The organism is Chryseobacterium gambrini (genome assembly GCF_900156825.1).
In the GTDB taxonomy this organism is placed as follows: Bacteria; Bacteroidota; Bacteroidia; order Flavobacteriales; family Weeksellaceae; genus Chryseobacterium; species Chryseobacterium gambrini.
In genome coordinates this window covers 202,707-220,789 of sequence record NZ_FTOV01000001.1, presented here as the reverse complement: position 1 = coordinate 220,789, position 18,083 = coordinate 202,707, and the positions used below count along the sequence as shown (strand labels likewise).

The following is an 18,083-nucleotide window of genomic DNA, read 5'->3' as shown; positions in this document are numbered from 1 at the left end:
CCTTTGCCTTATGAATTACAATATCAACAAAGGCATCGGCAGGACGGTGGAATTTAAAGGGCTGAAAGCACAATACCTGTTCATTTTCGCAGGCGGGCTGCTCGGTACGCTTATCCTCGTGATGATACTGTATATGGCAGGCGTAAACTCTTACATCTGCCTGTTCCTCGGAGCAGGCTGTGCTTCGCTCATCGTATGGCAGACCTTTTCGCTGAACAGGAAGTACGGCGAACACGGGCTGATGAAAATTGCAGGCAATAAAAGGCATCCCCGCTACATCATCTGCCGCAAGCCTGTACACCGCTATTTAAAATTCACACCTAAACAGAATGCCGTATGAGAAATGTAGCAAAGACCACCACACTGGAAAACAAATTTCCGTTGCTGGCAGTAGAGAACAACTGCATCTTATCCAAAGATGCGGACATTACCGCCTGCTTTGAAGTGCGCCTGCCGGAACTGTTCACAGTCGCTTCTGCGGAATACGAAGCCATACATTCCGCCTGGCACAAAGCGATTAAAACCCTGCCTGATTTTACGGTCATTCACAAACAGGATTGGTACATCAAGGAAAGCTATGCGCCCGATCTGTCAATAGAAGACCAAAGTTTTTTATCAAAGTCTTATCAACGCCATTTCAACGAGCGACCGTTCCTGAACCATTATTGTTACCTGTTCTTGACGAAGACCACTAAGGAAAGAATGCGGATGCAAAGCAACTTCAGTTCGCTTTGCAAAGGCACACTGATACCAAAGGAAATCAGGAACAAGGAAACGATACATCGCTTTATGGAGGCGGTCGCCCAATTTGAGCGTATCGTGAACGATAGCGGTTTTGTAAGCCTGAAATGCCTGACCGAAGATGAAATCATCGGTACGGAAGATACACAGGGATTACTGGAGCAGTACCTCACGCTATCGAGGGGAGCCGGAACACCAATGCAGGACATCGCACTTGGAAACGAAGAAGTACGCATTGGCAACAAAAGGTTAAGCCTGCACATCTTGTCAGACACAGACGACCTGCCCGGAACCGTATCGGCAGATACCCGTTTTGAAAAGCTATCCACCGACCGTAGCGACTGCCGTTTGTCATTCGCCGCACCCGTGGGTTTGCTGTTGAGCTGCAACCACATCTACAACCAGTATTTGTTTTTGGATAACAGTGAAGACAACCTGCAAAAGTTTGAGAAATCTGCCCGTAATATGCACTCACTGGCAAGGTACAGCCGTGCCAACCAAATCAACAAAGAGTGGATAGAAAAGTACCTGAACGAAGCGCACAGCTTCGGGCTGTCTTCTGTTCGTGCGCACTTCAATATTATGGCGTGGTCAGAAGACCCTGCGGAACTGAAACAGCTAAAAAATGATTGCGGTAGTGCGTTGGCACTGATGGAGTGTAAGCCTCGGCACAACACAACGGATGTAGCTACTTTGTACTGGGCTGGAATGCCGGGCAATGCAGGCGACTTTCCGAGTGAAGAAAGTTTTTACACATTTATTGAGCCTGCGCTGTGCTTCTTTACAGAAGAAACCAATTACCATAATTCGCCCTCGCCGTTTGGTATCAAGATGGCTGACCGACTGACCGGAAAACCTATCCATTTGGATATTTCCGACCTGCCTATGAAGCGGGGTATCATCACGAACCGGAACAAGTTCATATTAGGGCCATCAGGCAGTGGTAAATCGTTCTTTACAAACCATATGGTAAGACAGTATTACGAACAGGGTGCTCACGTCCTGCTCGTAGATACGGGTAACTCTTATCAGGGCTTATGCGAACTCATCAAAGGAAAGACCAAAGGCGAAGACGGTGTTTACTTCACTTACACCGAAGACAACCCGATTGCCTTTAATCCTTTCTATACTGATGACGGCGTCTTTGATATTGAGAAAAGGGAAAGTATCAAGACTTTGATACTGACTTTATGGAAACGTGATGATGAACCACCAACCCGTTCTGAAGAAGTTGCCCTTTCCAATGCGGTAAGCGGTTATATCGAGCGTATCAAGCACCAAGATGTTTATCCCTCATTCAACGGTTTTTATGAGTATGTAAAGGGCGATTACCGCAAGGTATTGGAGGAAAAGCAGGTAAGGGAAAAAGACTTTGACATTGCCAACTTTCTGAACGTACTCGAACCCTATTACAAGGGTGGCGAATACGATTACCTGCTGAACTCAAACAAGCAGTTAGACCTGCTTTCCAAACGCTTTATCGTGTTTGAAATTGATGCGATTAAAGACCACAAAATCCTCTTTCCCATAGTCACGATTATCATTATGGAGGTGTTCATCAACAAGATGCGCCGATTGAAAGGTATTCGCAAGCTCATCCTGATTGAAGAAGCCTGGAAAGCGATTGCCAAAGAGGGAATGGCGGAATACATCAAGTACCTGTTTAAAACCGTCCGCAAATTTTTCGGCGAAGCGATTGTCGTAACGCAAGAGGTCGATGATATTATCCAGTCGCCCATTGTGAAAGAAAGTATCATCAATAACTCCGACTGTAAAATCCTGCTTGACCAACGCAAGTATATGAACAAGTTTGATGACATACAGGCGATGCTCGGACTTACGGACAAAGAGAAAGGGCAGGTACTTTCCATCAATATGAACAACGATGCGAGCCGACTTTACAAAGAGGTTTGGATTGGCTTAGGTGGTACGCACTCGGCAGTCTATGCCACCGAAGTTAGTTTGGAGGAATACCTCGCTTACACGACCGAAGAAACCGAAAAAATGGAAGTAATGCAGCTTGCTTCCGAATTGGACGGTAATGTAGAACTCGCCATTAAGCATATCGCAATGCAAAGGCGGGACAATTCAAATCAATAGTCATTAACAATTTAAAAATTCAGAAACAATGAAAAAAGTATTGTATCTGGTGTGTACGGCACTTATGCTTGCCGTAGCACCGTCAGCAAAAGCCCAGTGGGTTGTAACCGACCCCGCTAATTTGGCTTCGGGCATTATCAACTCTGCAAACGAAATCGTGCAGACTTCTTCCACCGTGAGTAACGTGATAAAAAACTTTAACGAAGTGAAAAAAGTGTATGACCGGGGCAAGGAATACTACGACAAGCTGAAAGCCATCAACAACCTTGTGAAAGATGCCCGCAAGGTGCAGCAAACGGTTTTGTTGGTGGGCGATGTTTCCGAAATGTATGTGCAAAATTTCGGTAAGATGATGAACGATCCAAATTTCACACCGCAGGAACTGACCGCTATCGGCAACGGTTATTCGGCTCTGCTCAATGAAAGTACCGAACTGCTGAAAGAATTGAAGCAGATTATAACCTCATCAAGCCTTTCGCTGAATGACAAAGAGCGTATGGATGTGATTGACCGTGTGTACAAAAGAGGTTAAGGATTACCACAGTCTTGTACGCTACTACACCAACAAGAACATTTCTGTAAGCTACCTAAGAGCGAAAAAGAAAAACGATGCCCAAAGAGTGCTTGAACTCTACGGAACTGCTAACCAAAAATACTGGTAACTATGGAATGGGATAATCTTCACGAACTCCTGCGGTCGCTTTATGATGATATGATGCCGCTTGCAGGCGATATGGCGGCAATCGCTAAAGGTTTGGCGGGATTGGGAGCATTGTTCTATGTGGCATTAAAGGTTTGGCAGGCTTTAAGCCGTGCCGAACCTATTGATATGTTCCCTTTGCTGCGCCCGTTCGCTTTGGGGCTTTGCATAATGTTCTTTCCTACCATCGTTTTGGGAACCATCAATGCGGTATTAAGCCCGGTGGTAGTAGGAACCCACCAAATACTCGAAGACCAGGTGCTTGACCTGAACAAGTTGCAACAACAGAAAGACCAGTTGGAATACGAGGCAATGGTCAGGAACCCCGAAACCGCCTATATGGTATCAGACGAAGAGTTTGATAAGAAACTGGACGAACTTGGTTGGTCGCCCTCCGACATTGGCACAATGGCGGGTATGTATATGGACAGGCAAGCCTACAAGATAGAGAAAGCCATAAAGGATTGGTTTCGCAATCTACTGGAAATACTATTTCAGGCGGCAGCTTTGGTCATTGATACCATACGAACGTTTTTCTTGATAGTCCTCTCTATACTCGGACCAATAGCCTTTGCTATTTCCGTATGGGATGGCTTTCAGTCCACGCTCACGCAATGGCTCACGAGGTACGTCAGCGTTTACCTGTGGCTTCCCGTTTCGGACTTGTTCAGCTCAATGTTGGCAAGAATACAATCCCTCATTTTAGAAAGGGATATAGCAATGCTTGCCGACCCCACCTATATACCTGATACGAGCAATACCGTGTACATCATTTTTATGATTATCGGCATCATCGGGTACTTTACTATCCCGACAGTAACAGGTTGGGTAATCCAAGCCGGAGGCGCAGGAAACTTTACCCGCAATGTAAACTCCACAGCAATGAAAGCCGGAAACATCGCCGGAGCAGGCGCAGGCTCAACAGTTGGAAACATCGGCGGTAAACTGATGAATAAATAATCATTAATCATTCTAAAAAATGGAATTTAAAACGCTAAGAAATATCGAAAACAGCTTTAGGCAGATAAGATTATATGCCATTGTGTTTGCGGTTCTCTGCATTAGCGTGGTAGGTTACGCCGTATGGCGTTCCTACCGCTTTGCAGAAGAACAACGCCAAAAAATCTATGTACTGGATAACGGCAAATCCCTGATGCTTGCCTTGTCGCAGGATGCGAGCATCAACCGCCCGGTTGAAGCAAGGGAACACGTCAGGAGATTTCACGAACTGTTCTTTACGCTTGCACCCGACAAGAACGCTATTGAAAGCAATATGAAACGTGCGTTCAACCTTGCCGATAAAAGTGCTTTTGATTACTACAAAGACTTGTCGGAAAAGGGTTATTACAGCCGTATCATTTCGGGGAACGTACAGCAACGCATAGAGGTGGATAGTGTCGTGTGCAACTTCGACAACTACCCGTATGCAGTGCGTACCTATGCCAAACAGTTCATTATCCGGTCAAGCAACGTAACCAGGCGCAACTTGATTACTTCCTGCTATCTCGTCAACTCCGTTCGTTCCGACAACAATCCGCAGGGCTTCAATATTGAAAAATTTGCAGTCGTGGAAAATAAGGATATAGAGGTTATCGAACGCTAAAAAAACAATCTTATGGAAGCATTATCAGATTTAAGCACGTTCGCAAAAATCCTTACCGATAAAGGATATAATGGGTATTTCCATACGCAGGGTTCGTATGCCGGAAAGCTGAAAGACAGTATCAGCGAATACCTCGAAAGCTGCCAAAAAGGGGCAGATACTTTGCCTAAGCAGGACTTACTGCTGACAGGCTACCTGCAATGGTCGGGCGATGACAAGCCCCGTGTAGAATGCAGTATGTGGGTAAAGTACCTGAATGGCAAATTCTCATTGAGCCGTATGGAGGTAGCGAAGAAAGACGGCTTTGGGCAATTACTCAAAAAATCGGAACTGGCAAACCTGTCCGTAATGTCCGCACCCAAATTAACGGAAGCGGTCGCACTGGTTAACGATGCGCCGAAGCAACAGGCGGGTAAAAGTCCTAAGCGTTTCAAGCTGTAACACAGAAATAGTAAGGCTATGAAAAAATTAAGAGCAAATATGGACAGGTACTTTGACAAGCTGGACGAACGTTGGCGGGCGTTGCCCTTGCGCAAACAGCACCAATATACGCTGTACTTCTTTGTGGGTTATCTGCTGCTTACCGTAGCGGTCATTGGCAAAGTGATGTACGATACCTCAAAGTCCGGTAACGGTATGGTCATAGAGCATATCGAAAACCCTGTCCTTAAAAGTAAAAACCCTGCAAGGTTGCAGGATAGTGTATCAACAATTTTAAAAAATCAGATTTATGAAAGAAAATGAAAAAAGGGTCAGCTTTCTCGTTGAGGGAGAAGACCAAAACGGAGCATCAAATCTGCCGGATAATAAAAAGAGCAATAAGGATAAGCTCAAAAAGCCAATCATTTTCCTTTTGATGGGCGTGGTATTTCTCGGCTGTATGTACCTCATATTTAAACCGTCTAAAGATAAAAAGGCAGTTGAAAATATCGGGCTGAATGATGCTGTACCGCAGGCTACCGGAGCAGGGATGCCCGATGATAAAAGCAAGGCGTATGAGCAGGAAATGCTCGAACGCAAAGAGCAGGAAAAGCGCAATGCACTGACCACGCTTTCTGATTATTGGAATACTGAAGATACTGCATCTGCTGACAATGAAGAAAGTTTACCTGAAGAAGATGAAGAAAGCAACGGCTTTGGGGGTGGTGGCAGAAAATCGGGACGAAACGGAAATTCTGTATTGAACAGTTACCGTAATGCACAAAGCACGTTGGGTTCATTTTATCAGGACAACAATTCGGAAACAATGGAATTGCGTAAGCAAGTGGACGAACTAAAAGCAAAGTTGTCGGAAAAAGATGTGCCACCTGTTGCCACCGTAGATGACCAACTTAAACTAATGGAGAAGTCCTATGAAATGGCGGCAAAGTATCTTCCGCAGAATGCTAATACCGGAACTGCCGCCCCTGCTAATGGTGCTGCTCCGGGTGCTGGTGGTGCAGCCGGTGCTAATCAAAAGGAGCATTTTGTATCGTTTACGCCTGCAAGAAAGAACACCGTATCAGCCCTGTATCGGGAGCCTACGGACAGTGCTTTTTTAGCCGATTGGAGCGAAACAAAGAACCGTGGTTTTTATACCGCCGGTTCTGTGGAGCAGGTGGTACAACCGAAAAATAGTATAAAAGCCTGCGTACACGATGCTCAAACGGTTATTGGCGAAACGGGTGTGCGTTTACGATTATTAGAGCCTGCCCAAACACCACAACGTACTATTCCAAAAGGAACGGTTGTAACTGCTAATGCCAAATTTCAGAATGGCAGGCTACAATTAAAGATTACCTCGATAGAACTGGAGGGCAATATCATCCCGGTAGATATTACCATTTACGATTTGGACGGGCAACAAGGTTTGTACGTTCCGTATTCGCCGGAAATGAATGCCCTTACTGAAATGGCGGGCAATATGAGCCAGACCGGAGGAACAAGCGTAATGCTCACGCAGAATGCCGGACAGCAGGTGGCGGCTGACCTTAGCCGTGGCGTGGTACAGGGTATTTCGGGCTATTTCGCCAAGAAAGTAAGAACGCCAAAGGTTACGCTGAAAGCAGGCTATCAGGTCTTCCTTGTATCTAAAAAATAATGTTGAACTCAAATAAATAAAACAATGAAAAATCATTTAAAAACCTTTTGGGCTATTGCTCTGATACTCGGCTTTGCCGTAACAACTTATGCACAGGATAGTGCAACTGCAAAAACACCGCTTGCATTGGGCAAGATAGAACCGTACCGTATGGAAGTTACCTACGATAAAACGTCGCACCTAATTTTCCCGACCGCCATTCGTTACGTGGATTTGGGCAGCGAATACCTGATTGCGGGGAAAGCCGAAGATGCCGAAAACGTTTTGCGTGTAAAAGCATCAGTAAGGGACTTTGAGCCTGAAACGAATTTCTCCGTTATCACGAATGACGGGCGTTTTTACAGCTTCAACGTGTATTACAGCTCCTACCCGGAGGCATTGAGCTACGACCTGCTCACAATGCAAAAAGCGGTGGATAAAGCCAACGGTAACGACGTGCTTTTCGAGGAACTGGGCAACAATTCGCCCTCACTGGCAGGCTTGTTACTGGAAACCATTTACAAGAAAGACAAGCGCATTGTAAAGCATATCGGGGCTAAAAGTTTCGGCATTCAGTTTATCCTGAAAGGGATTTACATACACAACGGCAAATACTATTTCCATACGGAATTGAGAAACCGTACCAATGTGCCTTTCGAGATTGATTTTATCAATTTCAAAGTCGTGGATAAAAAGGTAGCCAAACGCACCGTAGTCCAGGAACGCCCTTTAACGCCTTTAAGAACTTACAAGCCATTGGACGGTATTGCCGGAAAATCGACCGAACAAAATGTTTTCCTGTTAGACCAGTTTACCATTGCCGATGATAAGGTGTTGCTGATTGAGATTTTCGAGAAAAACGGCGGCAGGCATCAAACATTGCAGGTCGAAAATTCCGACCTAATCAAAGCCCGTTTGATTGACGATATGCACCTAAAATTTTAATAACCCTTTAAAGCAAGAATATGAAAAAGTGTATCTATACCGTGCTGTTTGTCCTGATAGGCATCACGGCTGCACAGGCACAAAGGATGCTGCCGAAGCAGAAGGGATTGGAAATAAGTGCAGGTGTATTGTCCAATGATAAGATTGGCAATGATTACTACATCAGCGCAGCAATGACCATAAACGGTAAAAATGGTAATTACCAGCTTTGGGCGTTGGAATATACCCACCAGTACCACGATTACAAAGACCTGCGCATACCGCAGGAAACCTATTCCACAGAGGGCGGTTACAGCTTCTTTTTGTTGGGAGATGCCCGTAAGAACATTACGCTGAATTTCGCCGTAACGGGCGTGGTCGGTTACGAAGCCATCAACCGGGGCGAAGCGATGCTGTACGACGGTGCGAAAATATTGAGCGAAGATAATTTTATCTACGGAGCAGGCGGTCGCCTCATTTTTGAAACCTACCTGTCCGACCGTTTTGTATTAGTCCTACAAGGGCGTACAAAAGTTTTGTGGGGGACGGATCTGGAACAGTTCCGTCCATCCGCAGGTGTGGGATTAAAGTTTAACTTTTAAAACGTAAAACAATGATAGCAATATTCAATAAATTCAGAATAGGATTACTGCCATTATATGTATTCCTGACAATCCTCACAGCTTCGGTTACGTTGGTATCTTGTAGCAAAGACGATGAACTCGAAATACAGAACGATTTTCCTTTTGAGGTCAATGTAATGCCCGTACCCAAAGATGTTGCCAACGGACAGACCGTAGAAATACGCATTACCATACAGCGTACAGGAAATTACAGCAACACACAGTATTTTCTCCGATACTTCCAATTTGACGGGCAAGGCACATTAAGGTATTATGATGAACCACCGTACCTGCCGAACGATTTGTACCCATTGCCAACGGAGCAATTCAGATTGTATTACACATCGGCTTCTACCGTATCACAATCTTTTGAGGTTTGGATTTCGGACAGCTTCGGAAACGAAAAGCAATTGAGCTTTCAGTTTAATAGTAGTGATTGATTATCATTTCAATGCACAAAAAACGGCTTAGATGATAAGCCGTTTTTTTATTTCTTCTTTAGCTTATTCAGCGTTTGCTCAATCATTTCCATACGCTTTTTGACCTTTTCAGCGGAAGCATCTAAAGTATAGCCCTCATCCATCAACTCTTTTATAAGAAGTATCTTTTTGATATTCTCATAATTATAACGCCTGTTCTTGCCCTCTTCTTCGGTCAGGCTTGTGATAATGCCTTTGTCTTCCCAATAGCGGATTTGCCTTGTCGGAATGCCTGTAATTTGTGATACCTCTCCAATACCAACAACCAATTTATCTAAAAAATCGAAGTCGAATGACAGGTCTATCTCCTTATCTGCTTTTGCCATTTTTTGTAAATTATTTACAATAGTTGTTGCAAATATAAAATAATAGCATTTATTTTGCAATTGTAGATTATTTACAATTATTGATAATTAAAAGCAAAATGAAATGAAACGATTACTTTTTTTAATTCTGACAGTTATAACTATGACAAGTAAAATTAATGCACAAGAGCAGGGCAAATCAGCCTTAATCCTTATTGAAACCCAAAACGAGTGGATGCACACAGACGGAAAGCTGTACAAGGCTTTGGTAAAAGATAAAGAAATGATGCAGACCTCCATTGAGAATATTGAAAAGGCATTGGACTATGCAAGAAAAAACAATATTGAGATTATTCACGTGGGTTTACGCTTTGAAAAAGGCTATCCCGAATTAGCCAATGGAAAAAGCGGTTTGCGAAAAGCCATACCAAACGCAGGAACTTTCCCGATTAACGGATTTGGTTCACAATTCTATGAAACCGTAAAACCGATTGAGGGCGAATTTGTGGTTACAGGGCGTGTTGGAGCAAGTGGTTTTACAGGCTCAAATTTGGACGTGTACTTACGAAACAACAAAATCGAAAACTTATATTTGGTCGGCTATGCAACACACGTCTGCGTAGAAAGCACTTTTAGGGACGGACACGAAAAAGGCTACAATACTTATGTGATTTCCGATGCTACTTCAGCTTTTAATAAAGTTCAGCAAGAATACTTTTTGAGTGAGATTGTTCATCATTTTGGGGAACACTTGACAACAAGTGAATTTGTAAACGAATAAGACTAATACGGAATAGATGTCAAGGTTATTTTTTTTAAATTTGTTTGTATTATAATTTTAGTGGTATGGATACGGTTACGGCTCAATTAGTGTTTGGTATTATTGTTATCGTTGTTGGTATAGGGCTTATCTATTTTATCAACCGCAGGAAGTTTTACAGACGTAGCGTGGCAGGTGTAGAAATGTTTTCGAGGTATTCTACTGCTGTATTTGTGCGTTTTTTAGAACGTGTCGGGAAATGGATTGCTTACGCTTTGATTATTCTTGGTGTTGTCTGTATCTGGACTTACAGCCAAATGAAAAAGGATAAGGAAAAACAGGAAGTAAAAACGGAACAATCACGATAAACACTGACTTTTTTCTAACAATATTTTGAATAAATCGGATAGCCCAAAAGGTTATCCGATTTTTCGTTTGTAGCAAACGTAAAACGCCAAACACTACCTCTCAAAGCCAAACCCTGCAACATTCCCTATCACTACTACAAGCCTTTATAAATTCGACTTCCACAGAAAAAATGAGCAGATTATGGAAGTTATCGCAATACAAAAGTCCGCATTGGACGGAATGAATAATGGGCTACGGGAACTTTTGGAACTGACCGAAAATGCCACGAGAAAATACACGCCTATTTTCAAAGAAGAGAAGTGGCTCGATAACCAAGAAGTATGTTTGATGATGAACATAACCAAACGGACTTTGCAGACCTACAAGGACAAAGGCTTATTGCCCTATTCCCGACTAAACCGTAAGAATTATTATAAACGCTCGGACGTGCAGGCTTTGCTCGAAGCCGGACAGCCGTACAATACTACCGAAAATGGATTTATTCACGAATGACAATGAAGAAATCATTGTCCATCAGGAAATGATAACGCAACTAAGAAACCGTATCGAAAGCATATTGAAAAACTACCGCCCTGTAATGAACGGCGAAATATACCTTTCGGGCGAAGATGTGTATAAGTTGCTCCATATCAGCAAACGGACTTTACAGCAATATCGTGATGATAATATCCTGCCGTATATACAAATAGGCGGTAAGATTATTTACAAGGAAAGCGATATTCTGACAATACTGGAACAGAATTATATTTCACATAAAGCAGTTTTACCGTAACCTTTTTGTATTATATGCTATCAAAAAGGAAAGAGTTCAGTATCTTTGTTATCGAAAATATAGAAAATACTTAAAGTGTTTTTGCTTTAAGTCCCACATTGAAAACTGGTAATTTTTAAGACAACGGGACAGATAAGTAGGAACGCTCGCGTCATAGGCGTGGGCGCTCGCTTATTCGTTGTCGGGTATACCAGTGCCTCAATGTCGGTAAGTGTAGTTTGCCTGCGCCTTCTTTTTTGTGCGGGGCTACATCAACACAAAAAAGGTATGATATGGAAACTGGTACAGCACAACAAAGAATTACTCTTGCCTTTATCAATGATAACAGTCCGATTTTGGATTTGACCTGTGATAACCTCGTTGCTTCAGGGCTTGAAGTATTATTTCGTTCGGAAAACATTGAAGACGGATTATCTCAATTATCAGCATTAAAAGAGCTTCCCAAAGTTTGTATTATAGACCTTGATTTTTACAACAAGAATGTGCTTGAGCAGCTTCAAAAATTAAGAACGCAATATCCAACCATTAAGCTGATTGCCCATAGCGATATTGATACAGAAAAAACAGTAAAATCTCTTTTAGAGATTGGTTTTGCAGGTTATCTGCTTATTGGCAGCGATGCAGATGATTTTAGAAAAGCCATTGAAGTAGCGACCAAGTAACTATTAGCAATCATTTTCGTATCCGAATTTCAATGATAAATTTTATTAAATTTCATATATAATACCGACAATCTTATTATTATCTAATGTAATTGTCATTTGTTCATATTTAAGATTGAACTTACTTCCTTTGTCAACTGAAGAAGGAAAATATTTTACACCAATAGTGACATTGGGCAAATTAAAATTCCAAGATGACCTAATTTTAAAATCCTTGCCGCATAATTCTTGTTCGGAAGAACTAAGGTATTCTTTGAATTTTGAAATTCCTTCGACTTCAAAAATGGTTTTCCAATTCTTACGTTTCTCAAAAATTATTTGTTCGTCAAGATGTTTCAGAATATTACTTTCATCGGAGCTATTACAAGCATTTATAAAATCACGGATGATTTTTCGAGGTAGCTTTTGAATTTCTCTGATTTCTTTCTTTTTGTTTTCAAGATATATGTTAAAATCGTTTTCTACAACATCAGATATTTTGTAAAATCCCCATTGGAAAGCCTCTTGAGGAGATTTGTAAAGTTTATCTTTTAAAATTTCAGCATTGCCATCCTCATTTTTTGTTTTGAAGTCATCTAACAACAAAAAACCTTTTTCATCGGTGGTTTTGTTAATGCCATCCACAATATTAATAAAGTAATATTCCTCTTTGTCTTCAAATAAAACTTTGATTTTAGGGCTGAATTTTTCAGGTTTGCTTGCTGAGGTTTTTACAAGATATTTCGTTTCATTTAATGGATTTTCAATCTGTCTTCCCCAACCATCAGTCGATAATTCAGACTGGTATCTCATTATTTGAATTCTTATTTCTTTTCGCCCTTTTTCAAGGTTTTTAGTAAATTCATATCCTGGGAAACTATTGAGAATTGCTGTATCCAATTCCCATTCTTCATAATCGCTCGTGAAATTTATTTGATAACTAAATTCATATTCTCGTATGTAAATTGGAAATTGAAATTTGTTTTCGATAATTTTTTGTTCTATTAAATTAATATCAGGCTTTCTGTTTACTGTTATTGAAATTTCAGTTTCTATCATTACTTTGATTTAGCGATTTGTAATTGTTGACAAATTTCAAATTTAATCAATTAGAAATTGTTTGATAGCTTACAAAAAAAACAAAAGACAAAATTAACCAAGCGACGTTCTTTTGCTTCTTTTCTTTGGTCGCTGTGTGGAAAGAAAAGAAGTCATTACAAAACAAATAATGGGATACTGAATATCCCACACAATAATATCGTAACCTATTTTGATAAAATGTAAAATGGGGAAAGTGCAGAGCGGTTGCATTTTGACAAAGGGGTTACACCTATTCAATGCAAAAAGACTGTTCCGACCATCGGAAGGATCTGTCTTTTTGCCGCCCGACTTTTCGGGTCAGGCGGTTTGTTAATTTTTCGGGTTATTTAACCCTACTTTTAAAGCTAATAATTTCTCGTGTATATCTGCCCAATATGCCTGTCTTTCCTTATCGCTTTCAACGGGTGGGTTATGCTGATATTCTTTGTACCACCCAGTTTGCCAAATACCTTTTTTGAGGTCAGTAACTTCAATCCAATTTCCGTTTTTATCTCTGATTTTCATTGTGCTGAATTTTTCTGATTAAGCAATTAACTTGATTAATGAAAACTCTTCCGTCCAAAATTCTTCGCTCGTATGCTTTCCGTATACTGTATAGTAACCTGTACCGTTTGCCCGCAATACAAGCCTGAAACAATCCAGTCGGTTTTCAGGAACGGTAAACGTTTCCTGCTCTTGCTCGTCAAGCTCCACGAATACCCATTCCTTACCGTTTAGCATTTCTTCAATGTTCGGGTTATCGTCTTCGCCTGTACTGTAAAAATCTACTGCCGTATCATAGTAGTTCATTGAGCAGAAATAAGAATTGCCCTCTAAAGGCTTAACCAGTGCAAGCCGTTTTTCCTGTTCTTTTTTCCATTCTTCGGATAGGTGGATAATTGCAAACCCGCAATTATCCCATTCGCTGTTAGTATTGGCTTTAACCAAAATATGTGCTGTCGCTTTATCTGATAGTTTCATCGTTCTAAATTTTAGTGGTGTTTAACTGATTTTCGATTTTACGTTCTAATAGGGTGTCGAGTATTTCCCATTCGCTGTCGTACTCCTTGCCCTCAAAATGGTACGTGTCTGTGTCCTCGTCTAATTCATAGCTGCAAAAGTCCTGACTATCTAAGCAGGTGTTTGTTAGTATGCCGTCTTCAAATATTGCCTGACCATATACTAAGCATCCTAATTCCTCATACTCGTGTGTAAAGTCCACTTTTAAATGTTCGGCTATCTGCTTCACGGCTTCCGTATTTGGCGACCATTTTGTTTCATACTGGAATACGCCCGCACTTTCATTGTCCTGACTGATATTGTAGAAATAATCTCCGTGAGTGTCCTGTACGAAATCGGGTAATTGCCCGCAGTCGTCTTTCTGTTCCTGTTCAGCCATTGATTTGAATAGCTGTGTTATCTGTTCGATTGCTTAGGATGTTCCCTCAAAAACAACCGTATTGTTGCACCAATTAGCCATAATTATTTATCGTTTAAGGTTATCTGTAAAAATTTGTCAGTCCCGAAAAGCAGGTGTATCGTCTGTTTTAATTGAAGGTTGCATTGTGCATCCTCTGTATATTCAATCAGGCAGTGAATAGCGAAAATTGAATTGTGTCCGTCAAAAAAATGGTCTGTAAACCAGTTCGGGCGTTTCCAAAGAGGTTCATTTTGGGCTGTTCCTTTTTGTGCATTCTGCACAAGCCTGTACCAAAATTCAGCCGTGAAAAATCCCTTTTGATACCAACCCTCACGAAAGGCGGTTTCATTTTGCAAAAAGTAGTCGCATTGCGTTTTTATAGCGTTTTGCAGGTTCTCCAGTTCTGCGGGAAACAGTTTGCATAATAAGCCCACTTTATCGAGGCTATCCATTTTATCTAATGCTTTCATATCTTTTGTTTTTAGTAGGCGACCACCTTTGCAGGCAGTCGCCTTAGATGATTAATTGAAGTTTAAAATCTCTGCTCCTGAATAGGCAAAGTCTGTACACAGTTCAAAGGCTTTTTGGGTCTTTAGCTGTGCTGTACCACCCATTACAATAGATTGTAGTTTGGCTTCGCTATCCCTATAATTGCGTACATTCTGAAAGTAACCTGTAACGGCATTGTAAGCCCCGAATAATGTGCCTTTGGTAGTTGCCATTTGTTGGGTGTCGCTTATCATAGCGTATTCAAAGGCTTCATCTACGGTGTTTTTGAACACGGTGGAAACCTCATCTTCCGCACCTTTTTTCAGCAGGTCAAGCGTTTCTTTGTTCGGGCATAGTGCCAACTGGATTAACTTTCTTACTTCACGGTCTGTTACTCGTACTTTTGTCCACTGGTTAAAAATGCCCTCTAATTGGTTGCTCAAAGTATTGGCAAGTCCCATAATCTTATGGGCGTTCTCGATACGTTGTTTTGCTCCTGACGTATGTTTGATACGCACTACATTGGTCATACTCCGCAATGATGCGTTAAGGGTGTTTTGGCATACGATACGGATAGGGGTAAATGCTGCGGTAATACTTCCGCTACCGTCGTGGCTTGTGGTTAAGAAGATGTACTTTTCTGTAACATCGTCGCCTTTGCCTACTCGGATATAGTCGGGCAGCTTGGCAGTAATAAAAATGCGTTCCCCGTTGCCCAATGCTCCTGCGGTTTCGTACAATATCCCATCGCCTCCGCCTACAATAGCATCAAAGAAATTGAACGCCTCACGGTTTTGTACGATATGGTAGTCTTTACCTACTACGCCTAACGGTCTATTAGTGTCTGTGCGGAGTGTTGCGAAACTGTTAGGTACTAAAATGTCATTAGCTTCAATTAGTTCTCCGCTGTCGCCTATGTTCATTGTTCTGCCCTGTGTAAACAGTGGGGATTTGATAACCTCGTAATCTAAACCTGCGTGTACGATTGCTTCCTCGCTTGTTGGGTACTGCTCTACGATTTGCCCCAAACCGTGCCACGCTTTTTGCTGAACGCTGAAGAATGAATGACGTCCTGTTTGCTCGTTGAAATTGATGTTGTGTGCCATAATGCTAAATTTTTGATGTTTGAAAAAATGTTATTTGCTTACTCGCTTTTCTCGTTTCCCGTTTCCCGTTGTGGTTTGCTCCGCTTCGCTTCGCATAAATTTTTCCAAAAGAAAAACCGGAAAAAAGAAAGCAGATAATCCAAGCGGGCAATAGCGTAAAACCGAAAGGAAACGGAATAAGTCCCAGAGGGTGGCAAGGCAACACACAGCAACTCGGCGAAGCCAACATTTTGCCTTGCCATTATGCCGTAGTCTTTTGGTTGGGAGTGTGGGGTGGCTGCCCGCTATAACTTAGCTGCCTTTTTACCGGTTGATTGTGGAAATTTTCTATTCTAAATTTTTATGGCATTAATGACCAGGCTATGATAGCCTGTAATAGAGATTTGAAAAACGGAATAGCAAGGGGGCGTTAGATATGGGTTTCGTTTTTCAATTTTCTATTTAGCAAGTAGGTAATAAGCTCTTTTACAGCGTTGGACTGGGTAGAGGAAAGTAAATGTGCTTTACCTACCTAAAAAGTATGGGCATAAAAAAGCAGAACCGTTAAGTTCTGCTCATTGTGATTAAATAAAAGCTGATTAGATTGCCATCATAAATGCTTCTTCCATTGCCTTAAATTTCGGTGTAACCAAATCCATATCCTTACTGATTTTTTGGCTTGTAATTTTAGCGTAAATCTGTGTGGTGGAAATGTTTTTATGTCCCATCATTTTGCTAAGGCTTTCAAGCGGTACGCCCTCCGTCAAAAACATTGTTCCGAAAGTATGTCTTGCCGTGTGAAAGGTTACTTTTTGTTCTGTAATGATTTCTGCCTTTTCAACCAGTTTACCTATGTGTGTATTGCAGGTTGCATTGGTCGGAACCGGAAAGATAAATTCATTCCTTGTCGTACCCTGATACTTCTCAATGATACGCTTAGGGATTTCCATTAACCGAACATTAGAAGCAATATCTGATTTCTTTCTCCTGCTGATAATCCACTGATGACCGTCAAAGAATGATTGAATATTGTTCCTTGTCAGTTTCTTAATATCCGCATAAGCAAGTCCAGTAAAGCAACTGAAAATAAACAGGTCTTTTACCAGTTCATACCGTGGGTGCGATGGTACGCACATTATCAGCTTTTCTACATCTTCTTTAAGGATATAACCCCGGTCAGTTTCTTCCATATTGATTTCATAATCCTGAAACGGATTATCACGTATCAAGCCCTTTTTAATAGCCAGTTCCACAACGGCTAATAAAGGCATCGTGTACACCCAAACCGTATTATGCGAAGACTGTAAATCGTACCGGAGGTAAAAATCAAACTCCCGGATAAAATCGGCAGTCAATTCCCGGAAAGCCATATCATCACGATGATAGCGTTCTTTGATAAACGTGGTAAGATGATTGTAAACTGTGATATACTTGTTGTAGGTGCTTTGTGAGCGTTCTTCCTTTTCGACCAGTTTTTTAAAATCCTCATTTTGGTCGTTGAAGACTTTAAGTATTGCATCATCCATTACACCAACACCTAAAAAAGATAGCTTTACTTTTTGGGCGGTCGCAAAGCCCTCGTGCTTCAGCATATCTTCATAAATCTTGTCGATACGCCCACGTATGTTATCCAGTTTTTTATTAATGCTTAGTGCCTGCGCACTTTTTCCCTGAACTCTTCCGTGTTTCAAATCCCAATTATTGGGGTCAATTTCTAACTTTGTTCCGAAAGTCTTAGGGGTTCCGTCAATAGTAATACGTGCCATAATCGGGGCATTACCGTTCTTTTTCAGTTCGTTCTTTTTCAAATAGAAAAGCAGTTTGAACGTCGATTTTTTTGTCTGTTCCATAACTCAAATGTTTAATGTTTAAAATTAAATTACATTGAGTTACAAGGGAATGTAGAAAAGGGCGCAAAAGACTGAAATATAAT

At 41.6% G+C, this 18,083-nt stretch carries 23 protein-coding genes and 1 pseudogene; 16 read left to right on the top strand and 8 right to left on the bottom strand.

Translation table 11 applies throughout. From position 1 onward, the window contains the following. Window positions 1–10 precede the first annotated feature (10 nt). The 11 genes and pseudogenes from BW951_RS01050 to BW951_RS01000 all read left to right on the top strand — a co-directional run bounded on the left by BW951_RS01050 (window position 11) and on the right by BW951_RS01000 (window position 9,190). On the top strand, window positions 11–340 hold the full coding sequence (locus BW951_RS01050) for a DUF4133 domain-containing protein (protein WP_034735090.1): 330 nt from the start codon (window positions 11–13) through the stop codon (window positions 338–340). Continuing rightward, window positions 337–2,841 carry a TraG family conjugative transposon ATPase gene (locus BW951_RS01045; protein ID WP_076390095.1) on the top strand — a complete coding sequence of 835 codons (2,505 nt, stop codon included), beginning with the start codon at window positions 337–339 and terminating at the stop codon, window positions 2,839–2,841. The genes BW951_RS01050 and BW951_RS01045 overlap by 4 nt, the downstream gene beginning before the upstream one ends. Before the next feature lie 28 nt (window positions 2,842–2,869). Next, window positions 2,870–3,503 (top strand): annotated as a pseudogene (locus tag BW951_RS01040) (DUF4141 domain-containing protein). A 2-nt stretch (window positions 3,504–3,505) separates the two neighbouring features. Next, window positions 3,506–4,501, top strand: coding sequence for a conjugative transposon protein TraJ (gene traJ / locus BW951_RS01035; RefSeq protein WP_076390094.1), 996 nt, complete (start codon window positions 3,506–3,508; stop codon window positions 4,499–4,501). Window positions 4,502–4,520: 19 nt separating this feature from the next. After that, the gene (gene traK, locus BW951_RS01030; protein WP_024566594.1) at window positions 4,521–5,144 is read left to right on the top strand and encodes a conjugative transposon protein TraK; all 624 of its coding nucleotides are present in this window, start codon (window positions 4,521–4,523) and stop codon (window positions 5,142–5,144) included. Between the two features lie 12 nt (window positions 5,145–5,156). Beyond that, window positions 5,157–5,585, top strand: a complete 429-nt coding sequence (locus BW951_RS01025; protein ID WP_024566593.1) for a hypothetical protein — start codon at window positions 5,157–5,159, stop codon at window positions 5,583–5,585. Between the two features lie 18 nt (window positions 5,586–5,603). Next, window positions 5,604–5,888, top strand: coding sequence for a hypothetical protein (locus BW951_RS01020; RefSeq protein WP_024566592.1), 285 nt, complete (start codon window positions 5,604–5,606; stop codon window positions 5,886–5,888). Further along, on the top strand, window positions 5,875–7,224 hold the full coding sequence (traM, locus tag BW951_RS01015; protein ID WP_076390093.1) for a conjugative transposon protein TraM: 1,350 nt from the start codon (window positions 5,875–5,877) through the stop codon (window positions 7,222–7,224). Before BW951_RS01020 ends, traM begins: the two co-directional genes overlap by 14 nt. 24 nt (window positions 7,225–7,248) lie before the next feature. Next, a complete protein-coding gene (gene traN / locus BW951_RS01010) occupies window positions 7,249–8,148 on the top strand; it encodes a conjugative transposon protein TraN (RefSeq protein WP_024566590.1) in 900 nt (299 codons plus the stop codon). A 20-nt stretch (window positions 8,149–8,168) separates the two neighbouring features. Next, window positions 8,169–8,729 (top strand): conjugal transfer protein TraO, encoded by a 561-nt coding sequence (locus tag BW951_RS01005; protein ID WP_024566589.1) that lies wholly within the window; start codon window positions 8,169–8,171, stop codon window positions 8,727–8,729. An 11-nt stretch (window positions 8,730–8,740) separates the two neighbouring features. Then, a complete protein-coding gene (locus BW951_RS01000; RefSeq protein ID WP_076390092.1) occupies window positions 8,741–9,190 on the top strand; it encodes a DUF3872 domain-containing protein in 450 nt (149 codons plus the stop codon). A 47-nt stretch (window positions 9,191–9,237) separates the two neighbouring features. Here the strand turns inward: BW951_RS01000 and BW951_RS00995 are convergent, their stop codons facing one another. Continuing rightward, window positions 9,238–9,555 (bottom strand): MerR family transcriptional regulator, encoded by a 318-nt coding sequence (locus BW951_RS00995; RefSeq protein ID WP_076390091.1) that lies wholly within the window; start codon window positions 9,553–9,555, stop codon window positions 9,238–9,240. Window positions 9,556–9,697: 142 nt separating this feature from the next. On the opposite strand from BW951_RS00995, the gene BW951_RS00990 reads away from it, so the two are divergent. The 5 genes from BW951_RS00990 to BW951_RS00970 all read left to right on the top strand — a co-directional run bounded on the left by BW951_RS00990 (window position 9,698) and on the right by BW951_RS00970 (window position 12,097). Beyond that, complete coding sequence (locus tag BW951_RS00990) at window positions 9,698–10,315, top strand: cysteine hydrolase family protein (RefSeq protein ID WP_228427456.1); 618 nt, start codon at window positions 9,698–9,700, stop codon at window positions 10,313–10,315. A 65-nt stretch (window positions 10,316–10,380) separates the two neighbouring features. Next, entirely contained in the window at window positions 10,381–10,662 is a 282-nt protein-coding gene (locus tag BW951_RS00985) for a molybdenum ABC transporter permease (protein ID WP_076390089.1), read from the top strand. 181 nt (window positions 10,663–10,843) lie between these two features. After that, entirely contained in the window at window positions 10,844–11,155 is a 312-nt protein-coding gene (locus BW951_RS00980; protein WP_024566585.1) for a helix-turn-helix domain-containing protein, read from the top strand. Beyond that, window positions 11,136–11,435 (top strand): helix-turn-helix domain-containing protein, encoded by a 300-nt coding sequence (locus BW951_RS00975; protein WP_076390088.1) that lies wholly within the window; start codon window positions 11,136–11,138, stop codon window positions 11,433–11,435. The genes BW951_RS00980 and BW951_RS00975 overlap by 20 nt, the downstream gene beginning before the upstream one ends. A gap of 272 nt (window positions 11,436–11,707) precedes the next feature. Continuing rightward, window positions 11,708–12,097, top strand: a complete 390-nt coding sequence (locus BW951_RS00970) for a response regulator (RefSeq protein ID WP_024566583.1) — start codon at window positions 11,708–11,710, stop codon at window positions 12,095–12,097. Between the two features lie 45 nt (window positions 12,098–12,142). On the opposite strand, the gene BW951_RS00965 is transcribed toward BW951_RS00970, so the two are convergent. From BW951_RS00965 to BW951_RS00935, 7 genes are all read right to left on the bottom strand, one after another. Continuing rightward, on the bottom strand, window positions 12,143–13,135 hold the full coding sequence (locus tag BW951_RS00965; RefSeq protein WP_024566582.1) for a hypothetical protein: 993 nt from the start codon (window positions 13,133–13,135) through the stop codon (window positions 12,143–12,145). 351 nt (window positions 13,136–13,486) lie between these two features. After that, window positions 13,487–13,681 carry a hypothetical protein gene (locus BW951_RS00960; RefSeq protein ID WP_024566581.1) on the bottom strand — a complete coding sequence of 65 codons (195 nt, stop codon included), beginning with the start codon at window positions 13,679–13,681 and terminating at the stop codon, window positions 13,487–13,489. Window positions 13,682–13,699: 18 nt separating this feature from the next. Continuing rightward, the gene (locus BW951_RS00955) at window positions 13,700–14,137 is read right to left on the bottom strand and encodes a hypothetical protein (protein ID WP_076390087.1); all 438 of its coding nucleotides are present in this window, start codon (window positions 14,135–14,137) and stop codon (window positions 13,700–13,702) included. A gap of 4 nt (window positions 14,138–14,141) precedes the next feature. After that, complete coding sequence (locus BW951_RS00950) at window positions 14,142–14,555, bottom strand: DUF1281 family ferredoxin-like fold protein (protein WP_228377433.1); 414 nt, start codon at window positions 14,553–14,555, stop codon at window positions 14,142–14,144. Window positions 14,556–14,638: 83 nt separating this feature from the next. Next, entirely contained in the window at window positions 14,639–15,046 is a 408-nt protein-coding gene (locus BW951_RS00945; protein WP_024566579.1) for a hypothetical protein, read from the bottom strand. A 51-nt stretch (window positions 15,047–15,097) separates the two neighbouring features. Continuing rightward, on the bottom strand, window positions 15,098–16,171 hold the full coding sequence (locus BW951_RS00940; RefSeq protein ID WP_076390086.1) for a DUF932 domain-containing protein: 1,074 nt from the start codon (window positions 16,169–16,171) through the stop codon (window positions 15,098–15,100). A gap of 578 nt (window positions 16,172–16,749) precedes the next feature. Then, window positions 16,750–18,000, bottom strand: a complete 1,251-nt coding sequence (locus BW951_RS00935) for a site-specific integrase (RefSeq protein ID WP_024566577.1) — start codon at window positions 17,998–18,000, stop codon at window positions 16,750–16,752. Window positions 18,001–18,083: the final 83 nt, after the last annotated feature.

What these genes read in the sequence shown, in the direction of transcription:
- BW951_RS01045 (WP_076390095.1), top strand. Translation starts at nt 337, where the DNA reads ATGAGAAATGTAGCAAAGACCACCACACTGGAAAACAAATTTCCGTTG.
- BW951_RS00995 (WP_076390091.1), bottom strand. Translation starts at nt 9,555, where the DNA reads ATGGCAAAAGCAGATAAGGAGATAGACCTGTCATTCGACTTCGATTTT.
- traN (WP_024566590.1), top strand. Translation starts at nt 7,249, where the DNA reads ATGAAAAATCATTTAAAAACCTTTTGGGCTATTGCTCTGATACTCGGC.
- BW951_RS00935 (WP_024566577.1), bottom strand. Translation starts at nt 18,000, where the DNA reads ATGGAACAGACAAAAAAATCGACGTTCAAACTGCTTTTCTATTTGAAA.
- BW951_RS00990 (WP_228427456.1), top strand. Translation starts at nt 9,698, where the DNA reads ATGACAAGTAAAATTAATGCACAAGAGCAGGGCAAATCAGCCTTAATC.
- BW951_RS00965 (WP_024566582.1), bottom strand. Translation starts at nt 13,135, where the DNA reads ATGATAGAAACTGAAATTTCAATAACAGTAAACAGAAAGCCTGATATT.
- BW951_RS01000 (WP_076390092.1), top strand. Translation starts at nt 8,741, where the DNA reads ATGATAGCAATATTCAATAAATTCAGAATAGGATTACTGCCATTATAT.
- BW951_RS00980 (WP_024566585.1), top strand. Translation starts at nt 10,844, where the DNA reads ATGGAAGTTATCGCAATACAAAAGTCCGCATTGGACGGAATGAATAAT.
- BW951_RS00940 (WP_076390086.1), bottom strand. Translation starts at nt 16,171, where the DNA reads ATGGCACACAACATCAATTTCAACGAGCAAACAGGACGTCATTCATTC.
- BW951_RS00950 (WP_228377433.1), bottom strand. Translation starts at nt 14,555, where the DNA reads ATGGCTGAACAGGAACAGAAAGACGACTGCGGGCAATTACCCGATTTC.
- BW951_RS01050 (WP_034735090.1), top strand. Translation starts at nt 11, where the DNA reads ATGAATTACAATATCAACAAAGGCATCGGCAGGACGGTGGAATTTAAA.
- BW951_RS01025 (WP_024566593.1), top strand. Translation starts at nt 5,157, where the DNA reads ATGGAAGCATTATCAGATTTAAGCACGTTCGCAAAAATCCTTACCGAT.
- BW951_RS01020 (WP_024566592.1), top strand. Translation starts at nt 5,604, where the DNA reads ATGAAAAAATTAAGAGCAAATATGGACAGGTACTTTGACAAGCTGGAC.
- BW951_RS00985 (WP_076390089.1), top strand. Translation starts at nt 10,381, where the DNA reads ATGGATACGGTTACGGCTCAATTAGTGTTTGGTATTATTGTTATCGTT.
- BW951_RS00975 (WP_076390088.1), top strand. Translation starts at nt 11,136, where the DNA reads ATGGATTTATTCACGAATGACAATGAAGAAATCATTGTCCATCAGGAA.
- BW951_RS00960 (WP_024566581.1), bottom strand. Translation starts at nt 13,681, where the DNA reads ATGAAAATCAGAGATAAAAACGGAAATTGGATTGAAGTTACTGACCTC.
- BW951_RS00970 (WP_024566583.1), top strand. Translation starts at nt 11,708, where the DNA reads ATGGAAACTGGTACAGCACAACAAAGAATTACTCTTGCCTTTATCAAT.
- BW951_RS00955 (WP_076390087.1), bottom strand. Translation starts at nt 14,137, where the DNA reads ATGAAACTATCAGATAAAGCGACAGCACATATTTTGGTTAAAGCCAAT.
- traM (WP_076390093.1), top strand. Translation starts at nt 5,875, where the DNA reads ATGAAAGAAAATGAAAAAAGGGTCAGCTTTCTCGTTGAGGGAGAAGAC.
- BW951_RS00945 (WP_024566579.1), bottom strand. Translation starts at nt 15,046, where the DNA reads ATGAAAGCATTAGATAAAATGGATAGCCTCGATAAAGTGGGCTTATTA.
- BW951_RS01005 (WP_024566589.1), top strand. Translation starts at nt 8,169, where the DNA reads ATGAAAAAGTGTATCTATACCGTGCTGTTTGTCCTGATAGGCATCACG.
- traJ (WP_076390094.1), top strand. Translation starts at nt 3,506, where the DNA reads ATGGAATGGGATAATCTTCACGAACTCCTGCGGTCGCTTTATGATGAT.
- traK (WP_024566594.1), top strand. Translation starts at nt 4,521, where the DNA reads ATGGAATTTAAAACGCTAAGAAATATCGAAAACAGCTTTAGGCAGATA.